This window comes from Streptomyces sp. NPDC058086, assembly GCF_042885015.1.
Classification (GTDB): domain Bacteria; phylum Actinomycetota; class Actinomycetes; order Streptomycetales; family Streptomycetaceae; genus Streptomyces.
Genome location: NZ_JBHVST010000014.1, coordinates 1 through 14,346, shown reverse-complemented (window position 1 = coordinate 14,346; position 14,346 = coordinate 1). Strand labels below are relative to the sequence as shown.

Below are 14,346 nucleotides of genomic sequence, written 5' to 3'. Positions count from 1 at the left end.
CCCCTCATGCGACTGCGCAAGACCAGCCCCTTAGCCCTGACCGCCGTTGCCCCCGCCCTGGGCCTCGGGCTCGCACCGCCGCCCGCCGCACAGGCGCTCACGCCTCTCGGGCCCACCGCGAGCCCTCGCCCCACCTGTGCCGCGCCCGACACCCGGGCCTTCCCGATCAAGACCCGGATCCACGGCGGTCCGGACGCCTATGACGTCGGCGGCGACTTCCGGACCTGGTACATCGACCTGACCAACACCACCGCGCACACCTGCGGCAACATCCACCCGATCGTCGTACTCGTGGACAGCAAGCGGGTGCTGCGGCCGGAACAGACGCAGCTGGAGTTCTACGAGGGGGAGCGCACGCATCCCGTCGAGTTCGAGAAGAGCGACCAGGACGAGAACGTCGGGGCGTTCGACGACGGGTTCCCGGGGTTCACGGTCGGACCCGGCCGGACGCTCACCGTGAAGGTCCGGCTCTCCGTGACCTCCGACGCCGCCGTGCCGAACGACGTCGTCGCCAACGCGGCCGTGGTGCAGCGCCACAACAACGACGGGGACTGGGTGGGGGAGTCGAACGCGTACCGCTTCCGGATCGACGACGAGAGCAAGACGAGCGACGGCGACGTTGTGGAGGCAGGGGGCACCGGGGGCACGGGGGGCACTGGTGACGGCGGTGACGGTGGGGGCAGCGGTGGCGTCGGCGATGGCGGAGGTGACGGCGGAGGCGGCGGCGGTACGAGCGCGGCTCCCGACGCCAGCGGCACCGGCACCGGCACGGGAAGCAGCACCGGTAGTAGCACCGGCGGCGTCACCGGCACCGGCACCAGCAGCCCCACCGGCGCCGGTGATGGTGGCGACGGCGGTGACGGCGGTGACGACGACGGCGGCGGTCGCGACGGCGGCGACCATGACGGTGACGCCGCGGGAAAGGAACGGGACGGGTCCTCGTCCGCGGACGAGCTGGCCATGACCGGGCCGCGCGGAGCCGCCCTGGCGGTGGGCGCCACCCTGCTCGCCGCCGGGGGCGTGCTGCTGGCGGCCTCCCGCTGGTCCCGGTCCCGGCGTCGCTGAATCCTCCCACCGGCGCACCGCCCGTACCGCATCTGCGACCATCCCCCCGTGGACTACCCGAACGACCAATCGCCCGGCGCCCCCGTCCGCTCCGGCATCCCGGAGCACGGCCGTATCCCGAAGTACTACGCGGTCAAGGCGCACATCGCCGCGCTGATCGAGGAGTTGGGCGAAGGGGGACCCCTCCCCACCGAACGCGATCTCGCCGAGAAGTACGAGGTCGCCCGCGAGACGGTACGGCAGGCCCTGCGGGAGCTGCTGCTCGAAGGGAAGCTGCGGCGGCAGGGGCGCGGCACGGTCGTCGCGGGACCGAAACTGGAGCAGCCGCTCTCCCTCGCGAGCTACACCGAAGGCGTACGGCGGCAGGGGCGCGCCCCCGGTCGTACGCTCATCTCGCTCGACCGCTTCCCCTGCCCGCAGGCGCTGGCCACCGAGGCGGGGCTGACGCGCGGCGAGCCCGTCTGGCACATGGAGCGCGTGCTGCTCGCCGACGACGAGCGGGTCGGGCTGGAGAGTACGTACGTCGCCGTGGCCCGGGTGCCCGACCTCGACCGTGACTTCGATCCCGACTCCTCCTTCTACGCCTACCTCCACGACCGGCTCGGCATCGCGTTCGGTGACGCGGACGAGCGGATCGAGACGGTGCTGGCGACGCCGCGCGAGGCGCTGCTCATCGGTACGCCGCCCGCGCTGCCGATGCTGCTGATCCACCGGGTCTCGCGGGACACGAAGGGGCGGCCGCTGGAGCGGGTGCGGACGCTATACCGGGGGGACCGTTTCTCGTTCACGGCCCACCTGGGCAGTTGACGTTCACCGCGCACCCCGGCTGCTGACGTTCCGTGCACCTCGGCGACCGACGCGCGGCGTGCCGGGGCGGCCTCGGGCCCGTCGATTCGGCCACGTAGCATCACGAGAAGATAACGGGTCTAGCCCAAACGTGATGGGTGGTTCACCATCTGATTGCTGTCCGGACCCCTTTGATTCCCCCTTCCCGAGGAGCGTGGCCGTCGTGAGAGTGATAGTCGTCGGAGCCGGCGTGGTGGGCACCCTGCACGCCTGGCACGCAGTGGAACGCGGCCATGAGGTCGTACAGATCGAGCGTGAGGCGGAGGCCCGCGGGGCCTCGCTGCGCAACTTCGGGCAGATCTGGGTGAGTGGTCGCGCCGGGGGAGAGGAGCTGGAGACCGCCCTGCGGGCGCGGGAGCTGTGGGAGGAGATCGGGGCGCGCGTCCCGGGCCTGGGCTTCCGGGCGTGCGGGTCGCTGACCCTCGTGCGCAACCCGCGCGAACTCGCCGTCGCCGAGGCCGCCCTGGCCCGCGAGGACGCCGCCGCCCGCGGCTACAAACTGCTCACGGCGAACGAGGCGCGCGCCGTGAACCCCGCCCTGCGGGGTGCGTTCGAAGCGGCCCTGTTCTGCGAGCGCGACGCGGCCGTCGAGCCGCGCACGGCCCAACTCGCCCTCCGCGCCGAACTGTCGAAGTCCCCGAACTACACCTTCCTGCCGGGGCGTGAGGTCCGTGACGTGGTCGGAGAACACGCCGTGCGCGACGACCACGGGGACGTCCACACCGGTGACGTCGTCGTGCTGTGCACGGGGGCCTGGCTCGGCGGTCTCGTACGGGAGCTGGCCGGGCCCGAGCTGCCCGTACGGCGGGTGCGACTGCAGATGATGCAGACCGAACCGCTGGGCGAGCCGCTCACCACCTCCGTCGCCGACGCCGACAGCTTCCGGTACTACCCCGCGTACCGCAGCCCCGCCCTCGACGAGCTCGACGCGCACCAGCCGCAGGCCCCGATCGCCGCCGCGCACCGGATGCAGCTGCTCATGGTGCAGCGCGCGGACGGCGGGCTGACCATCGGCGACACCCACGAGTACGAGCACCCCTTCGCCTTCGACACCCTCGAAGACCCCTACGACCACCTCACCGAGGTCGTCGAGTCCTTCCTCGGCCGCCCGCTGCCGAGGATCCGGCGCCGCTGGGCCGGGGTGTACGCGCAGTGCACCGACCCGGGCCGAGTCGTGCACCGGCAGCGGGTGCGGGAAGGGGTGTGGCTGGTCACCGGGCCCGGCGGGCGCGGCATGACCTGCTCGCCCGCCATCGCCGAAGCGACCGCCGACGAGCTGGGATGGTGAAGGAGATGACCGAGGACATACGACTCGTCGTGCTCGACATGGCGGGCACCACGGTTGCCGACGGCGGCCTGGTGGAGCAGGCCTTCGCCGTGGCCGCAGGGGAGCTGGGCGTCGAGCCCGGGTCCGCCGACCACGCCGGGAAGCTCGATCACGTCCGGGCCACCATGGGCGAGTCCAAGATCTCCGTCTTCCGGCACCTGTTCGGCGAGGAGTCCCTCGCCCGGCGGGCCAACGCCGCCTTCGAGAAGGCGTACGGGGAACTCGTCGACGGGGGGCGCCTCGCGCCGATCACCGGGGCGCGCGAGGCGATCGAGGAGCTCCAGGCGGGCGGCCGTACCGTCGTCCTGACCACCGGGTTCGCCCGCGTCACCCAGGACGCCATCCTCGACGCCCTCGGCTGGCAGGGGCTGGTGCCGCTCACACTGTGCCCGGCCGACGCCGGAGGCCGCGGGCGGCCGTACCCCGACATGGTGCTGGAGGCCTTCCTGCGCACCAAGGCGGCGGAGGGCGTCCAGCAGGTCGCGGTCGTGGGCGACACCTCGTACGACATGCTCAGCGGTGTACGCGCCGGGGCGGGCGTGGTGGCCGGTGTGCTCACCGGGGCGCACGGTGACGAGGTGCTGCGCGCGGCCGGGGCCGGTCATGTGTTCGGCTCGGTGGCCGAACTTCCCGCCCTGCTCGACGGACCCACCGGAGCCGATCCGCTTCCTGGAACCGACAGGTCGCCGGAACCGTGAGCGAGGTGCGGTGGCGTGGGGCCACGCACCGGCTGCACGTCGACGTGGCGGGCCATCGGGTCATGGCCGACCTGCGTGAGTTGCGGGAGCCTCCGGCGCACGGGGACTCCGTACTGCTGCACTTCGCGCCCGGCGACGCGGTGCTGCTGTCGGCGGGGGTGGCCACGGATGGCTGGGCCCTGACCAAGCTCATGGACGGCGTCGCGCTCTTCGAGCCGGACTGGGCCGACATCGACAAGAGCCTGACCTCGTACGTCGAGGACTGGAAGACGGCCACGGGAAGCCGGCACTCCACCCTGACTAGGCTGGGGGCGTCGGCACATCGTCGTTCCGGCGCCCCCGGATCGTGTGCGTATGTACGCCAGGACGGCAGTACGCCAGGACGGCAGGAGAACCAGCACCATGGCAGAGCGCAAGCCCATCGAGTCGTGGCTCACCGACATGGACGGCGTCCTCATCCACGAGGGTGTGCCGATCCCCGGCGCGGACGCCTTCGTCAAGAAGCTGCGGGAGTCCGGGAAGCCGTTCCTGGTGCTCACCAACAACTCGATCTACACCGCTCGCGACCTGCACGCCAGGCTGCGGCGTATGGGCCTGGACGTGCCGGTCGAGAACATCTGGACCTCCGCGCTCGCCACCGCCAAGTTCCTGGACGACCAGCGGCCCGGCGGCACCGCGTACGTCATCGGCGAGGCGGGCCTGACCACGGCGCTGCACGACATCGGGTACGTCCTGACCGACCACGAGCCGGACTACGTGGTCCTCGGCGAGACCCGTACGTACTCCTTCGAGGCCATGACCAAGGCGGTCCGGCTGATCAAGGGGGGCGCCCGGTTCATCGCCACCAACCCCGACGAGACCGGCCCGTCCACCGAGGGCCCGCTGCCCGCCACCGGCGCGGTGGCCGCGCTGATCACCAAGGCGACCGGCAAGCAGCCGTACTTCGCCGGCAAGCCGAACCCGCTGATGATGCGGACGGGGCTCAACGCCATCGGGGCGCACTCCGAGACCAGCGCGATGATCGGCGACCGGATGGACACGGACGTCCTGGCCGGCCTCGAGGCGGGCATGGTGACCTATCTCGTCCTCACCGGGCTGACCACCCGCGAGGAGATCGAGCAGTACCCCTTCCGGCCCTCCAGGATCGTGGACTCGATCGCGGACCTCGTCGAGCGGATCTGACGCCGTCCGGACCGAGGGCCACCGGCCCGCCCCAAACCATTCGAGACCCGTTTGGAGCAGTCGGGGGCGTTTGAGGATGCGTCCCGGGGTCCGGAGGGGGAGTCTCCAGGTATCTGGAGGTTCACGATGGGTTCATGTCGACTCGCTCTCTGTGCGCGACTCACTCTCTGTGCCGGTGCGGTGCTCGCGGCGGCGTTCACTCCCGCCGCGTACGCGGCGGACCGCGGAGTCTCCGTCTCTCCCGCGTCCCCGGCTCCCGGCAGCGACATCCAGCTGCGGGCGCTGGGCTGTACGGGAACGACCGGTACCGCGGTCTCTACGGCGTTCGTCGCGGACGCGCGGCTCACCGGCCAGGGCGGGGTGCTCGTCGGTGACACCCGCGTCCGTTCGTCGGCCACGGCCGGTACCTACGAGGTCAAGGTCAGCTGTGACGGCCGCCAGGACCGGGTGAGCGGCACGGTCACGGTCACCGCGCCGGGCGGCCCGACCTCCCTGAGGTCCGCCCTCGCCGTCCCGACCCCCTTGAGGTCCGTCCTCGCCGTCCCGACCGGCCTGGCCTCGCCCGTCGCCCCCGTGCACGCGGGCGGCGGCGGCACCGCGCACTTCGCCTCCGTGGACGCCCGCTCGTCGAGCCCCGGCACCAAGCACGCGGTGATCGGCCTCGTCCTCGCGAGCGCCGCCGCGGTGGCGGTCGCGGTCCGCAGCGCGCGCCGGGGCCACGACACCCGAGACTGACATGTCCGACGACATGCCCGAACACGGGCGTTCCTCCGGCGCCGGCCGGCTGCTGACCGGTGTCGCCTGGGCGGTACTGCTGCTCGGGCTGTGGCTGTGGGGCCGTGACCTGACCGACGTACGGCAGGGGATAGCGGCGCCGACGACGGGGGACATCGCGGCGGTCGGACGACCACCCGAGGTACGTCTGCCGCCCGCGCTGAAGCCGCTGACGAACGCCGCGCCGCAACGCATCGACATTCCCTCGATGGGGGTGCAGGCACCGGTCGTGGGCCGCGGGCTCGACGGGCAGGGGGCGATCGATCCGCCGCCCTTCGACCAGCCGGGCGTGGTCGGCTGGTACGCCGCCGGAGTGCGGCCGGGGGCGGCCGGGACCGCGCTGTTCGTGGGGCACGTCGACACCGAGACCCGGCCCGCGGTCTTCTACAAACTCAGCACGGTACGGCCGGGGCAGACGGTCCGGGTGGTCCGGGACGACGGGACGGTCGCCGAGTTCACCGTGGACGACGTGCAGGTCTTCCCGCGCGAACACTTCGACGCCCGACAGGCCTACGGGCCACGGGAGTCGGGGCGGGCCGAGCTGCGGCTCGTCACCTGCGGCGGCACCTTCGACCGGGTGAGCCGCACTTACACCGCGAACGTGGTCGTGTCGGCGTACCTCACGGGCCGCGGACGATGATTCGGGTGACCCGCGGACCATGAATCGTGTGTCCGCGGACCGTGATTCGGGTGCCTGCGGCCGGTGCCCCGGTCACCCGTTCCACCTGGCCCGGTCGGCGGCCCGCTCCCCCAGGAGCCGCCGACCGGGCTGGTCCTCGACCGCGCGCGCACGGGCTGCGGGAGTAACCCGGCGGTCGGCGCGGGAGGTTCAGGGTCCGTTTGAGGCAACTCTAGAACGTATGAGCGTTCTGGCCTAGGACCTGTCCCCGGGGCTGTAACAGCTCACCGACAAGGGGTGGGCGATCTCGTGGGCGAGGCGCCACCTATGTCACGATTGACCCCAAGGACAGTGCACCCGAGGGGGAGTTGCATGTACGGCAGTAAGGGGGCCGGGGCTCGGGCGTCCGTTGCGGTGATGGGGGCGTTGCTGGTGCTCGCGGGGTGTTCCTCCGGGGGCGGCGGCGACAAGAGCGACGGTTCCGGTTCCAAGGTCACACAACAGCCCAAGAACTCCGACCCGTTCTGGGTCAACCCGGCGGGCAACGCGGCCGAGCAGGTCGCCGCGTACGTCAAGGCGGGCAAGAAGGACGACGCCGAGCAGATCCGCAAGATAGCCGAACAGCCGACCGGCGAGTGGATCGGGCCGGAGAACCCCGAGCAGGAGGCGCGCGGTTTCACCGAGGCCGCGCAGCAGGCCGACCGGGCGGCCATCCTGGTCCTCTACAACATCCCGCACCGCGACTGCGGCCAGTTCTCGCAGGGCGGCGCGGCGGACGGCGACGCCTACAAGGCCTGGATCGACGGGGTCGCCCGCGGCATCCAGGACCGGCCCGCCACGGTGATCCTGGAGCCGGACGCCATTCTGCACCTGGTCAACCAGTGCACTCCGGCGCAGTTCCAGGAGGAGCGGTACTTCCTCCTCGAGAGCGCGGTCACCAAGCTCAAGGCCCTGAAGAACACGAAGGTGTACCTCGACGCGGGCAACGCGGGCTGGGGCCACCCCGACCAGATCTTCCAGCCGCTGAAGCGGGCGGGCATCGACCAGGCCGACGGCTTCTCCGTCAACGTCTCCAACTTCTACTCGACCCAGGACTCCATCGCGTACGGCAGGCAACTGTCCGCGAAGGTCGGCGGCAAGCACTTCGTCATCGACACCAGCCGCAACGGAAACGGCCCCTACACGGCCGGCGGCGCGGACGAGAACTGGTGCAATCCGCCGGGGCGCGCGCTGGGCGAGACCCCGACGACCAAGACCGCCGATCCGCTCGTCGACGCGTATCTCTGGGTCAAGCGGCCGGGGGAGTCGGACGGCGAGTGCAAGGGGGGCCCGCAGGCGGGCGACTGGTGGCCCGAGTACGCACTGAGGCTGGCCAAGGCATCCAAGTAACGCCAGTTCCCCGCGCCCTTGATCTTTGAGGGGCGCGGGGAACTGACATCATGCGGCTCCGCCGCGTGGGTGCGACCAGCCACAACGAACCAGCAGCCGAGAACGGGCCCGCGGAAGCGCTACGGAACCTTCACCCACTGCGCCTTGCTGGGCGTCCCTTGATCATCAGTCACGAACAGCATGTACCAACCGGACTCCACGAGATTCCGGTTCTTCGGCACGGTCACCGTGACCCCGTTCTTCGTCTTCTTGAAGTCCAGCGCGATGGAACGCTGGTCGACGTCGGTGACGTGCGTGGACGCGCTCGGCCGGATCAGCCGGGCCGTCCTGATGGTCGACGCGTGCTGCGAGGTGAACGTCGCCGAGCCGCCGCGCGCGATCGTCTTCGGGCCACCGGTCAGATCGGGCCGCGAGTCCCGGTAGAGGTACGGCGGCGTGTAGATCTCGATGCGCTGCTCGAACGTGGCCGGTTTGGTGTTGGCCTTGTCCGCGTAGAGCGAGTTGGAGCCGAAGAACATCACCCGGCCGTCGGGCAGCAGGATCGAGCCCGAGTGGTAGTTGCGGCCCACCAGCGGATCGGCGACCTGGTCGAAGGTGTTCGACTTGGTGTTGTAGATCCGCGCCTGAAGGATGTTGGAGGCGCCGCGCCCCCGGTAGTCCTCGGAGCCGCCGGAGACGAGGACGGTGTCGTCCGGCAGGATCGAGGACTGCGGGTAGCGGGTGCCCTTCTCCAGCTCGGGCCCGTCCACGAACCTCGGGTTCTTGTCCTTGAGGTCGATCAGCCGGGTCTTCTTGCTGGACAGCTTGGACTCGCCGACCCCGCCGCCGCCGATCACCATGTACTTCTCGTCCTGCGCGGGCGGCAGCAGCACCGTGCCGGACGTCTCCATCATGTTGGGGTCGCTCAGGCCCGGCAGCTTGGTGAACTTGTTGCTGGCCACGTCCCAGACACCGGGGTCGCGGCCCACGTTGTCCGGTCCGTAGCCCGCGTTCGAGCCCGAGTAGAACATCTCGCCGTTCTGCATCAGGGAGATCGCCGGGTAGGTCGGGAACTGGCGGATTCCCTTGGTGTACGTCCATTTCTTGGTCTTCGGGTCGAACACCTCGTTCTTGCCCGGGACCAGCTGGCCGATCTCGTCCAGACCGGAGAGGCTGAGGATCTTGCCGTCGCTCATGGTGGTGAGCGTCGGGTACCAGCGGGCCTCGTTCATCGGGTCGACCTTGATGTACTTCTCGGCGACCGGATCGAACTCGTACGCGTCCCGGATGCCCTGGAAGTCCTTCTTGTCCAGGGCGAGCTTCTGCGCGATGCCGTAGGTGTTGCGGGCGTCGGCGCCGGTCAGGCCCTGGATGCGGTAGTTGTCCTGGGTGCCCGTCTCGTACTTCTGGCCGCTCTGCTGTGCCTCGACGTAGATACGGCCGAGGCCCGGGTCGTTGCGCAGGAACTTGCCGGTCGCCTTGTCGAAGACCTTCGTCGCGCGCGGGACGAGCACCGGGTCCTTGGAGACGAACGTCTTGCCGTTCTCCTTGCCGGTGAACTTGGTGCCCGCGGGCAGTGTGATCGGCTGGTCCGGGTTCTCGTTGTGGACGACCATCAGGCCGCCCGCCTTGGTGACGTCACCCTTCAGGGTCTCGTACCGCTTGGTGCCGCCCGCGATCAGCAGATTGCCGTTGGCGAGCTGGGTGTGGCCCGTGCAGAACAGGTCGGCCGGCGTCGGGATCTTCTTGATGGTGCCCTTGACCGGGTCCCAGATCCGCGTGTCGAACTTCTTCGCGTCGAAGTTGTCCTGGTTGTTGCCCGAGCCCGCGATCAGCAGGATCTTGCCGGTGTGCAGCAGGGCCGCGTGGATGGTGTTCTGTCTGTACTCCTCGGGGAACTGGATGATGTCCCAGTGCCCGTTCTTGGCCTTGTACTCGGGCTTGTTGATCGTGTACTCGTGGTATTTCTCCGTGCTGAAGCGGTACACCCACGGCCCGTTCATTCCGGCCAGCGCGAGCACCACCGCCCCGCCTATCGCAAGACGACGAGCACGGCGGCGACGGGCACCGTCTTTCATTTCTTACGTCCCCCAAGGGAAATCTGCATGGTCTGGTCATTGCCTCCGCCGCTGCCGCCGCCCTGTGCCGCCGCCCAGCTGGGCTTGTGCTGCGGGGCATGCGGCGCGTGCGGGGCGTGCGGAGCGTGCTGCTCCTGCTGGGGCGCCGAGGCCTGAGCGGGCAGCGGCACCGTCTCCTCGGGTGAGGCGGGCGGCACCGACGGCTTCTTCTTCGCCTGGCGCAGCGCCCACTGCCAGGCGAGGATCGGCGAGGCGGTGATCAGCAGGGCGAAGGAGGCCCAGGTGATCATCGCGGGGTGGGAGTGCCCGAGCAGGAGTCCGGCGACGATCGAGCCGGCGAAGACCAGGATGAAGAACAGGTGGATCCGGAAGGTCCCGAACAGTGTGTCGGGGCTGGCCGAATCCCCCTTGGGGGTCACCACGAACTTGCTCTTGCGGCGCAGCACCGCGTCCATCAGCGAGCGGGCGTAGATCGGCGCGGAGAGCGCCGACATGATCATGCCCGCCACGCCGCCCGAGCCCTCGGGCTCGTGCGGGGAGACGTTGTGCCGGCGGTTCCACACGTACAGGCCGATCTGCAGCGCGGAGGCGTTGCCGTACAGCATCAGCCAGACCGTCGGGTCGATGTTCACACCGGAGGCGCCCAGGCCCAGGAAGAGTGCGCAGCTGAGGGCCGCGAGGATCCAGTTGAGGGCGGACATCGGGTAGAAGATGATCATCATGGTGTAGTTGAAGAGTTTGCTCGGCGGAAGCGAGAAGAAGCCCTTCCAGTACTGCTTGAGGATCGTCTCGTAGGTGCCCCGGGACCAGCGCAGCTGCTGGGTGAAGAAGTCCGTCCAGGCGTTCGGGCCCTCGCCGACCGCGAGGACGTCCGGGGTGTAGACCGAGCGCCACTTCCTGCCCGTCGCCGGGTTCTTCGCGCGGTGCATCTCGAAGCCGGTCGCCATGTCCTCGGTGATCGAGTCGTACAGACCGCCGATCTGCTTGAGCGCCTTGATGCGTACGGCGTTGGAGGTGCCCACGAACATCGGCGCGCCGTAGCGGTTGCCGGCCCGCTGGATCAGCGCGTGGAAGAGGAACTGCTGCGACTCGGCGGCCTTGGTGATGGGGTTGTCGTAGTTGCCGTAGACCTGCGGGCCGATGACGAAGCCGATGTCCGGGTCGCGGAAGAAGCCGAGCATCCGCTCCAGGTAGTTGGGGAGCGGCACGTGGTCGGTGTCGACCGAGGCGAAGAAGTCGTACTCGTCGCCGTGCGCCTCCAGCCAGGCGTTGTAGTTGCCGTGCTTGGTCTTGGCGCGGTGGGGGCCCTTGGCCTGGTTCCACTTCGCGACGCCCTTGCGGGAGAAGTGGTGCACGCCCAGGCGCTCGCAGACCTCCTTCACCTCCGGGTCGTCACCCTCGTCGAGGAGCCAGATGTGCAGAAGACCCCGGTGGCGCAGCTTGACGGCCGCCTCCAGGGTCTTGGTCACCATGGCGAGGGGTTCCTTGCCGGGTACGAAGGAGGTGAGGAAGGCGACTCTGGTGCCGGTCTCAGGGACCACCGGGATCGGGTCGCGGGCGACCAGGGTGGCGTGCGCGTTCGACAGCACGTTCATGCAGCGGAAGAACTCGATCAGACCGATCGAGACCAGCATCACGATGTCGAGCACCGGCAGGAAGTCGTAGGCCGGGTAGTCGCGTTCGGTCCAGTGCTCCGGCTGGAGCAGCCAGCCCAGCAGGATCAGCGACAGCAGCGGCGCGGCGCCCAGCATCAGAGCGGCTCGTACGCGGTGCGGCTCCTGGGACAGCAGCGAGCGGTACTGCACCTTGTACGGCTTGTTCGGATCGGGCTGTGTGAGGGGACCCGCGAGCCGGCTGTAGTGCTCGTAGTCGTATCTCGGCAGGGTCTTCTTGATCCTGCGGAAATTGCTGCCGGTCCGGTGCGATGGCATCCGGAGCTGGGTCGTCTCAGACGGGTCGAAGTTCTGCCGGGCGCCCTTCGGCGTCGACGTCATGAGTCATTCCCCCCGCACGCACGTCCAGGTGCGTGTTCGTCGGTTCTTGTCGCCCGTTCGAGTCCCCCTTGACCGTCACGGACGCATGCTGGCAGGTCGGCACCACCACATCCTCCACACAATGGAGACATAGAAATGCGACCTTCCGGTTGCATGATGCCCCCCTCGGCATCGATTCATGAACGGGGCCCCCAACCCCCCATGGTCGCAACCGGCCATACCCCCAACTGTCACGTATCGACAGTCCCTTGAAGCCCAGGGTTCTACGGTGTTCATCATGATCGCAAGATGCGAAACGCGGTGTTAACCGGTCATACGCGCTAATTGGGACGCGTGTACGAAGATGGGGTCACCGCCCCATACGCCGGGCGCATATGCCCGGCCCGTATGCGCCCCTGTGCACCTCTTTGCACTGCGTGTCCCCGCCGGGGGGCTCGCCCCGCCCGTAAAGCCGAAGGGCCCCTCACGCTGGTGAGGAGCCCTTCGGTGTCGGTGCGCCGCCAGGGACTCGAACCCCGGACCCGCTGATTAAGAGTCAGCTGCTCTAACCAACTGAGCTAGCGGCGCCTGCTGACCCGAGAACTCTACCCGACCGGAGAGGGTGCTCCGGACCACAGGGGTGCCGTGAAGTGAGCGGCGAGGTGTCCCGGACCGGCCGAAAGTGGTCCCTGTACATCATTCGGACCGTCAACATGCGACAAGAGACGACAGTTGCGAAACTGGCGAGTGTGCAGAAGTGCGGAGATATGGACCTGTGGTGTGAGGGGAATCTCATGGAGTCTCCGGTGTTCGAGGAATTCGATCCCGCGAGCGATTGCGATTGCCCCGGATGCGTGCACTGGCGGCGCGTCATTCCCCCTTCCGTACTGCCCGGGCCCGTGGGACACCCGGCGGCGCGGGGCGCGCTGCTGCTGGCCGCGGCGGGCACCGTCCTCGCCGCGGGCCAGTCGGTGCCGGCCGTGGCCGCCGCGCACGGACCCGCCCGGCCGGGCGACCCCCGAGGTGACGAGCCCGGCACCCCGCAAGGTGACAAGGCCCCGCTGCACGGCGTGGACGGGGGCCCGACGGGGCCCGCGAAGCCCGGGGCCGGGGGCGAGCTCCCCGCGACCACCCGGGCGGCGATCATCAACCGGGCCAAGAAGTGGGTCGCCTCGCGGGTGCCGTACAGCATGTCCGAGTACTGGGCCGACGGATACCGGCAGGACTGTTCGGGCTTTGTCTCGATGGCCTGGAACCTGCCGGGAAACGAGTGGACGGGCAGTCTCGGCACGTTCGGCGTACGCATTTCACGCGACCAGTTGCAGCCCGGCGACATACTCCTCTTCCACAATCCGGCGGATCCCGAGAAGGGCTCGCACGTCGTTCTTTTCGGCGGCTGGTCGGACTACACCCACACGTATTACCTCGCCTATGAACAGACGCGCCCGCACACCCGCGGGCAGTCCACTCCGTACGCCTACTGGACCAACTCGGACCGCTATGTGCCCTACCGCTACAAGGGGCTGGCCGAGGGGAAGAGCGGCGCGGCCGCCTCGGCGCCGGGGGTCACGAGCAGCCGCTACCCGGGCCGGTCCTTCTTCGGCCCCGGCGCGGACAACCCCCAAGTCACCCGGCTGAGCAGGCTCCTCGTGGAACGCGGCGCGGACCGCTTCTACTCGACCGGATCCGGATCGAGCTGGTCGGACGCGGACCGGCGGGCCACCCAGGCGTTCCAGCGGGCGCAGGGCTGGCGCGGCACGGACGCGGACGGGCTGCCTGGGCCGGGGACCTGGTCCTACCTGGTGGGGAGGAAGGGCAGGGACATTTCGGCGACGGGGAGGCCCGCGCCGGGGGCCCCGTCGGTGGGCGGACCGGGGACGAAGGGGTTCTCGGCCCCGTCCGTGCCCGCCGCCCCCTCCGTCCCGACCATTCCGTCCGCGCCGTCTGTTCCGTCCGCGCCGTCTGTTCCGTCCGCGCCGTCTGTTCCGTCCGCGCCGTCTGTTCCGTCCGCGCCGTCTGTTCCGTCCGTGTTGTCCGTGCCCCGCTATCCGGGGCGCGGGCTGTTCCGGCCGGGCGCCGACAACGAGTTCGTCACCCGACTCGGGGAGCAACTCGTGAAGAAGGGGTTCGGCAAGTACTACACGTCGGGTCCGGGGTCGCGCTGGGGCGAGGCGGACCGGCGGGGCGTCGAGGCGTTCCAGCGGACGCAGGGCTGGCGTGGCGGCGCGGCGGACGGCTGTCCGGGGCCGGAGACCTGGCGCCGGCTCTTCTTGTGACAGGGCCGGGATCACTCTTCCACGCGCGGAGGCATGGAGGCAGCTATGAGTACGACGACTTCACCCACCCCGGAGTCCGGGGGGACGCCGGAGGGCGGCGCTTCCCGGTCCGCCCGGCTCATCCACAACCAGGCGACCAC

Annotated in this window: 11 protein-coding genes, 1 tRNA gene and 1 pseudogene; 10 read left to right on the top strand and 3 right to left on the bottom strand. The window is 69.8% G+C overall.

The window, feature by feature from the left end:
• Positions 1 to 6 precede the first annotated feature (6 nt).
• The 9 genes and pseudogenes from ACFVWD_RS13560 to ACFVWD_RS13520 all read left to right on the top strand — a co-directional run bounded on the left by ACFVWD_RS13560 (position 7) and on the right by ACFVWD_RS13520 (position 7,900).
• The gene (locus ACFVWD_RS13560; protein ID WP_389595933.1) at positions 7 to 1,065 is read left to right on the top strand and encodes a hypothetical protein; all 1,059 of its coding nucleotides are present in this window, start codon (positions 7 to 9) and stop codon (positions 1,063 to 1,065) included.
• A gap of 48 nt (positions 1,066 to 1,113) precedes the next feature.
• The gene (locus tag ACFVWD_RS13555; protein WP_389595931.1) at positions 1,114 to 1,872 is read left to right on the top strand and encodes a GntR family transcriptional regulator; all 759 of its coding nucleotides are present in this window, start codon (positions 1,114 to 1,116) and stop codon (positions 1,870 to 1,872) included.
• A gap of 202 nt (positions 1,873 to 2,074) precedes the next feature.
• Entirely contained in the window at positions 2,075 to 3,199 is a 1,125-nt protein-coding gene (locus ACFVWD_RS13550) for a TIGR03364 family FAD-dependent oxidoreductase (RefSeq protein ID WP_389595929.1), read from the top strand.
• A 5-nt stretch (positions 3,200 to 3,204) separates the two neighbouring features.
• Positions 3,205 to 3,936: an HAD family hydrolase gene (locus tag ACFVWD_RS13545; RefSeq protein WP_389595927.1), complete on the top strand. Its 732-nt coding sequence runs from the start codon at positions 3,205 to 3,207 to the stop codon at positions 3,934 to 3,936.
• A pseudogene (locus ACFVWD_RS13540) lies at positions 3,924 to 4,142 on the top strand (TOBE domain-containing protein); the annotation flags it as partial. The gene ACFVWD_RS13545 and the pseudogene ACFVWD_RS13540, both read left to right, overlap by 13 nt.
• A gap of 196 nt (positions 4,143 to 4,338) precedes the next feature.
• The gene (locus ACFVWD_RS13535) at positions 4,339 to 5,118 is read left to right on the top strand and encodes an HAD-IIA family hydrolase (protein ID WP_168491935.1); all 780 of its coding nucleotides are present in this window, start codon (positions 4,339 to 4,341) and stop codon (positions 5,116 to 5,118) included.
• Between the two features lie 180 nt (positions 5,119 to 5,298).
• Entirely contained in the window at positions 5,299 to 5,853 is a 555-nt protein-coding gene (locus ACFVWD_RS13530; RefSeq protein ID WP_389595926.1) for a hypothetical protein, read from the top strand.
• 13 nt (positions 5,854 to 5,866) lie between these two features.
• Positions 5,867 to 6,532, top strand: a complete 666-nt coding sequence (locus ACFVWD_RS13525; RefSeq protein ID WP_389596110.1) for a class F sortase — start codon at positions 5,867 to 5,869, stop codon at positions 6,530 to 6,532.
• 351 nt (positions 6,533 to 6,883) lie between these two features.
• A complete protein-coding gene (locus ACFVWD_RS13520; RefSeq protein WP_389595924.1) occupies positions 6,884 to 7,900 on the top strand; it encodes a glycoside hydrolase family 6 protein in 1,017 nt (338 codons plus the stop codon).
• Positions 7,901 to 8,019: 119 nt separating this feature from the next.
• Here ACFVWD_RS13520 and ACFVWD_RS13515 read toward each other — a convergent pair whose 3' ends face one another.
• The 3 genes from ACFVWD_RS13515 to ACFVWD_RS13505 all read right to left on the bottom strand — a co-directional run bounded on the left by ACFVWD_RS13515 (position 8,020) and on the right by ACFVWD_RS13505 (position 12,518).
• The gene (locus tag ACFVWD_RS13515) at positions 8,020 to 9,957 is read right to left on the bottom strand and encodes a galactose oxidase-like domain-containing protein (protein ID WP_389595922.1); all 1,938 of its coding nucleotides are present in this window, start codon (positions 9,955 to 9,957) and stop codon (positions 8,020 to 8,022) included.
• Positions 9,954 to 11,951 (bottom strand): glycosyltransferase family 2 protein, encoded by a 1,998-nt coding sequence (locus ACFVWD_RS13510; protein ID WP_389595921.1) that lies wholly within the window; start codon positions 11,949 to 11,951, stop codon positions 9,954 to 9,956. The genes ACFVWD_RS13515 and ACFVWD_RS13510 overlap by 4 nt, the downstream gene beginning before the upstream one ends.
• Before the next feature lie 493 nt (positions 11,952 to 12,444).
• Positions 12,445 to 12,518, bottom strand: a tRNA-Lys gene (locus ACFVWD_RS13505).
• A gap of 206 nt (positions 12,519 to 12,724) precedes the next feature.
• On the opposite strand from ACFVWD_RS13505, the gene ACFVWD_RS13500 reads away from it, so the two are divergent.
• A complete protein-coding gene (locus tag ACFVWD_RS13500; protein WP_389595919.1) occupies positions 12,725 to 14,206 on the top strand; it encodes a peptidoglycan-binding protein in 1,482 nt (493 codons plus the stop codon).
• Positions 14,207 to 14,346: the final 140 nt, after the last annotated feature.

Coding starts and splice junctions, on each gene's coding strand:
- ACFVWD_RS13535 (WP_168491935.1), top strand. CDS start 4,339: ATGGCAGAGCGCAAGCCCATCGAGTCGTGGCTCACCGACATGGACGGC.
- ACFVWD_RS13560 (WP_389595933.1), top strand. CDS start 7: ATGCGACTGCGCAAGACCAGCCCCTTAGCCCTGACCGCCGTTGCCCCC.
- ACFVWD_RS13525 (WP_389596110.1), top strand. CDS start 5,867: ATGCCCGAACACGGGCGTTCCTCCGGCGCCGGCCGGCTGCTGACCGGT.
- ACFVWD_RS13545 (WP_389595927.1), top strand. CDS start 3,205: ATGACCGAGGACATACGACTCGTCGTGCTCGACATGGCGGGCACCACG.
- ACFVWD_RS13520 (WP_389595924.1), top strand. CDS start 6,884: ATGTACGGCAGTAAGGGGGCCGGGGCTCGGGCGTCCGTTGCGGTGATG.
- ACFVWD_RS13500 (WP_389595919.1), top strand. CDS start 12,725: ATGGAGTCTCCGGTGTTCGAGGAATTCGATCCCGCGAGCGATTGCGAT.
- ACFVWD_RS13515 (WP_389595922.1), bottom strand. CDS start 9,957: ATGAAAGACGGTGCCCGTCGCCGCCGTGCTCGTCGTCTTGCGATAGGC.
- ACFVWD_RS13510 (WP_389595921.1), bottom strand. CDS start 11,951: ATGACGTCGACGCCGAAGGGCGCCCGGCAGAACTTCGACCCGTCTGAG.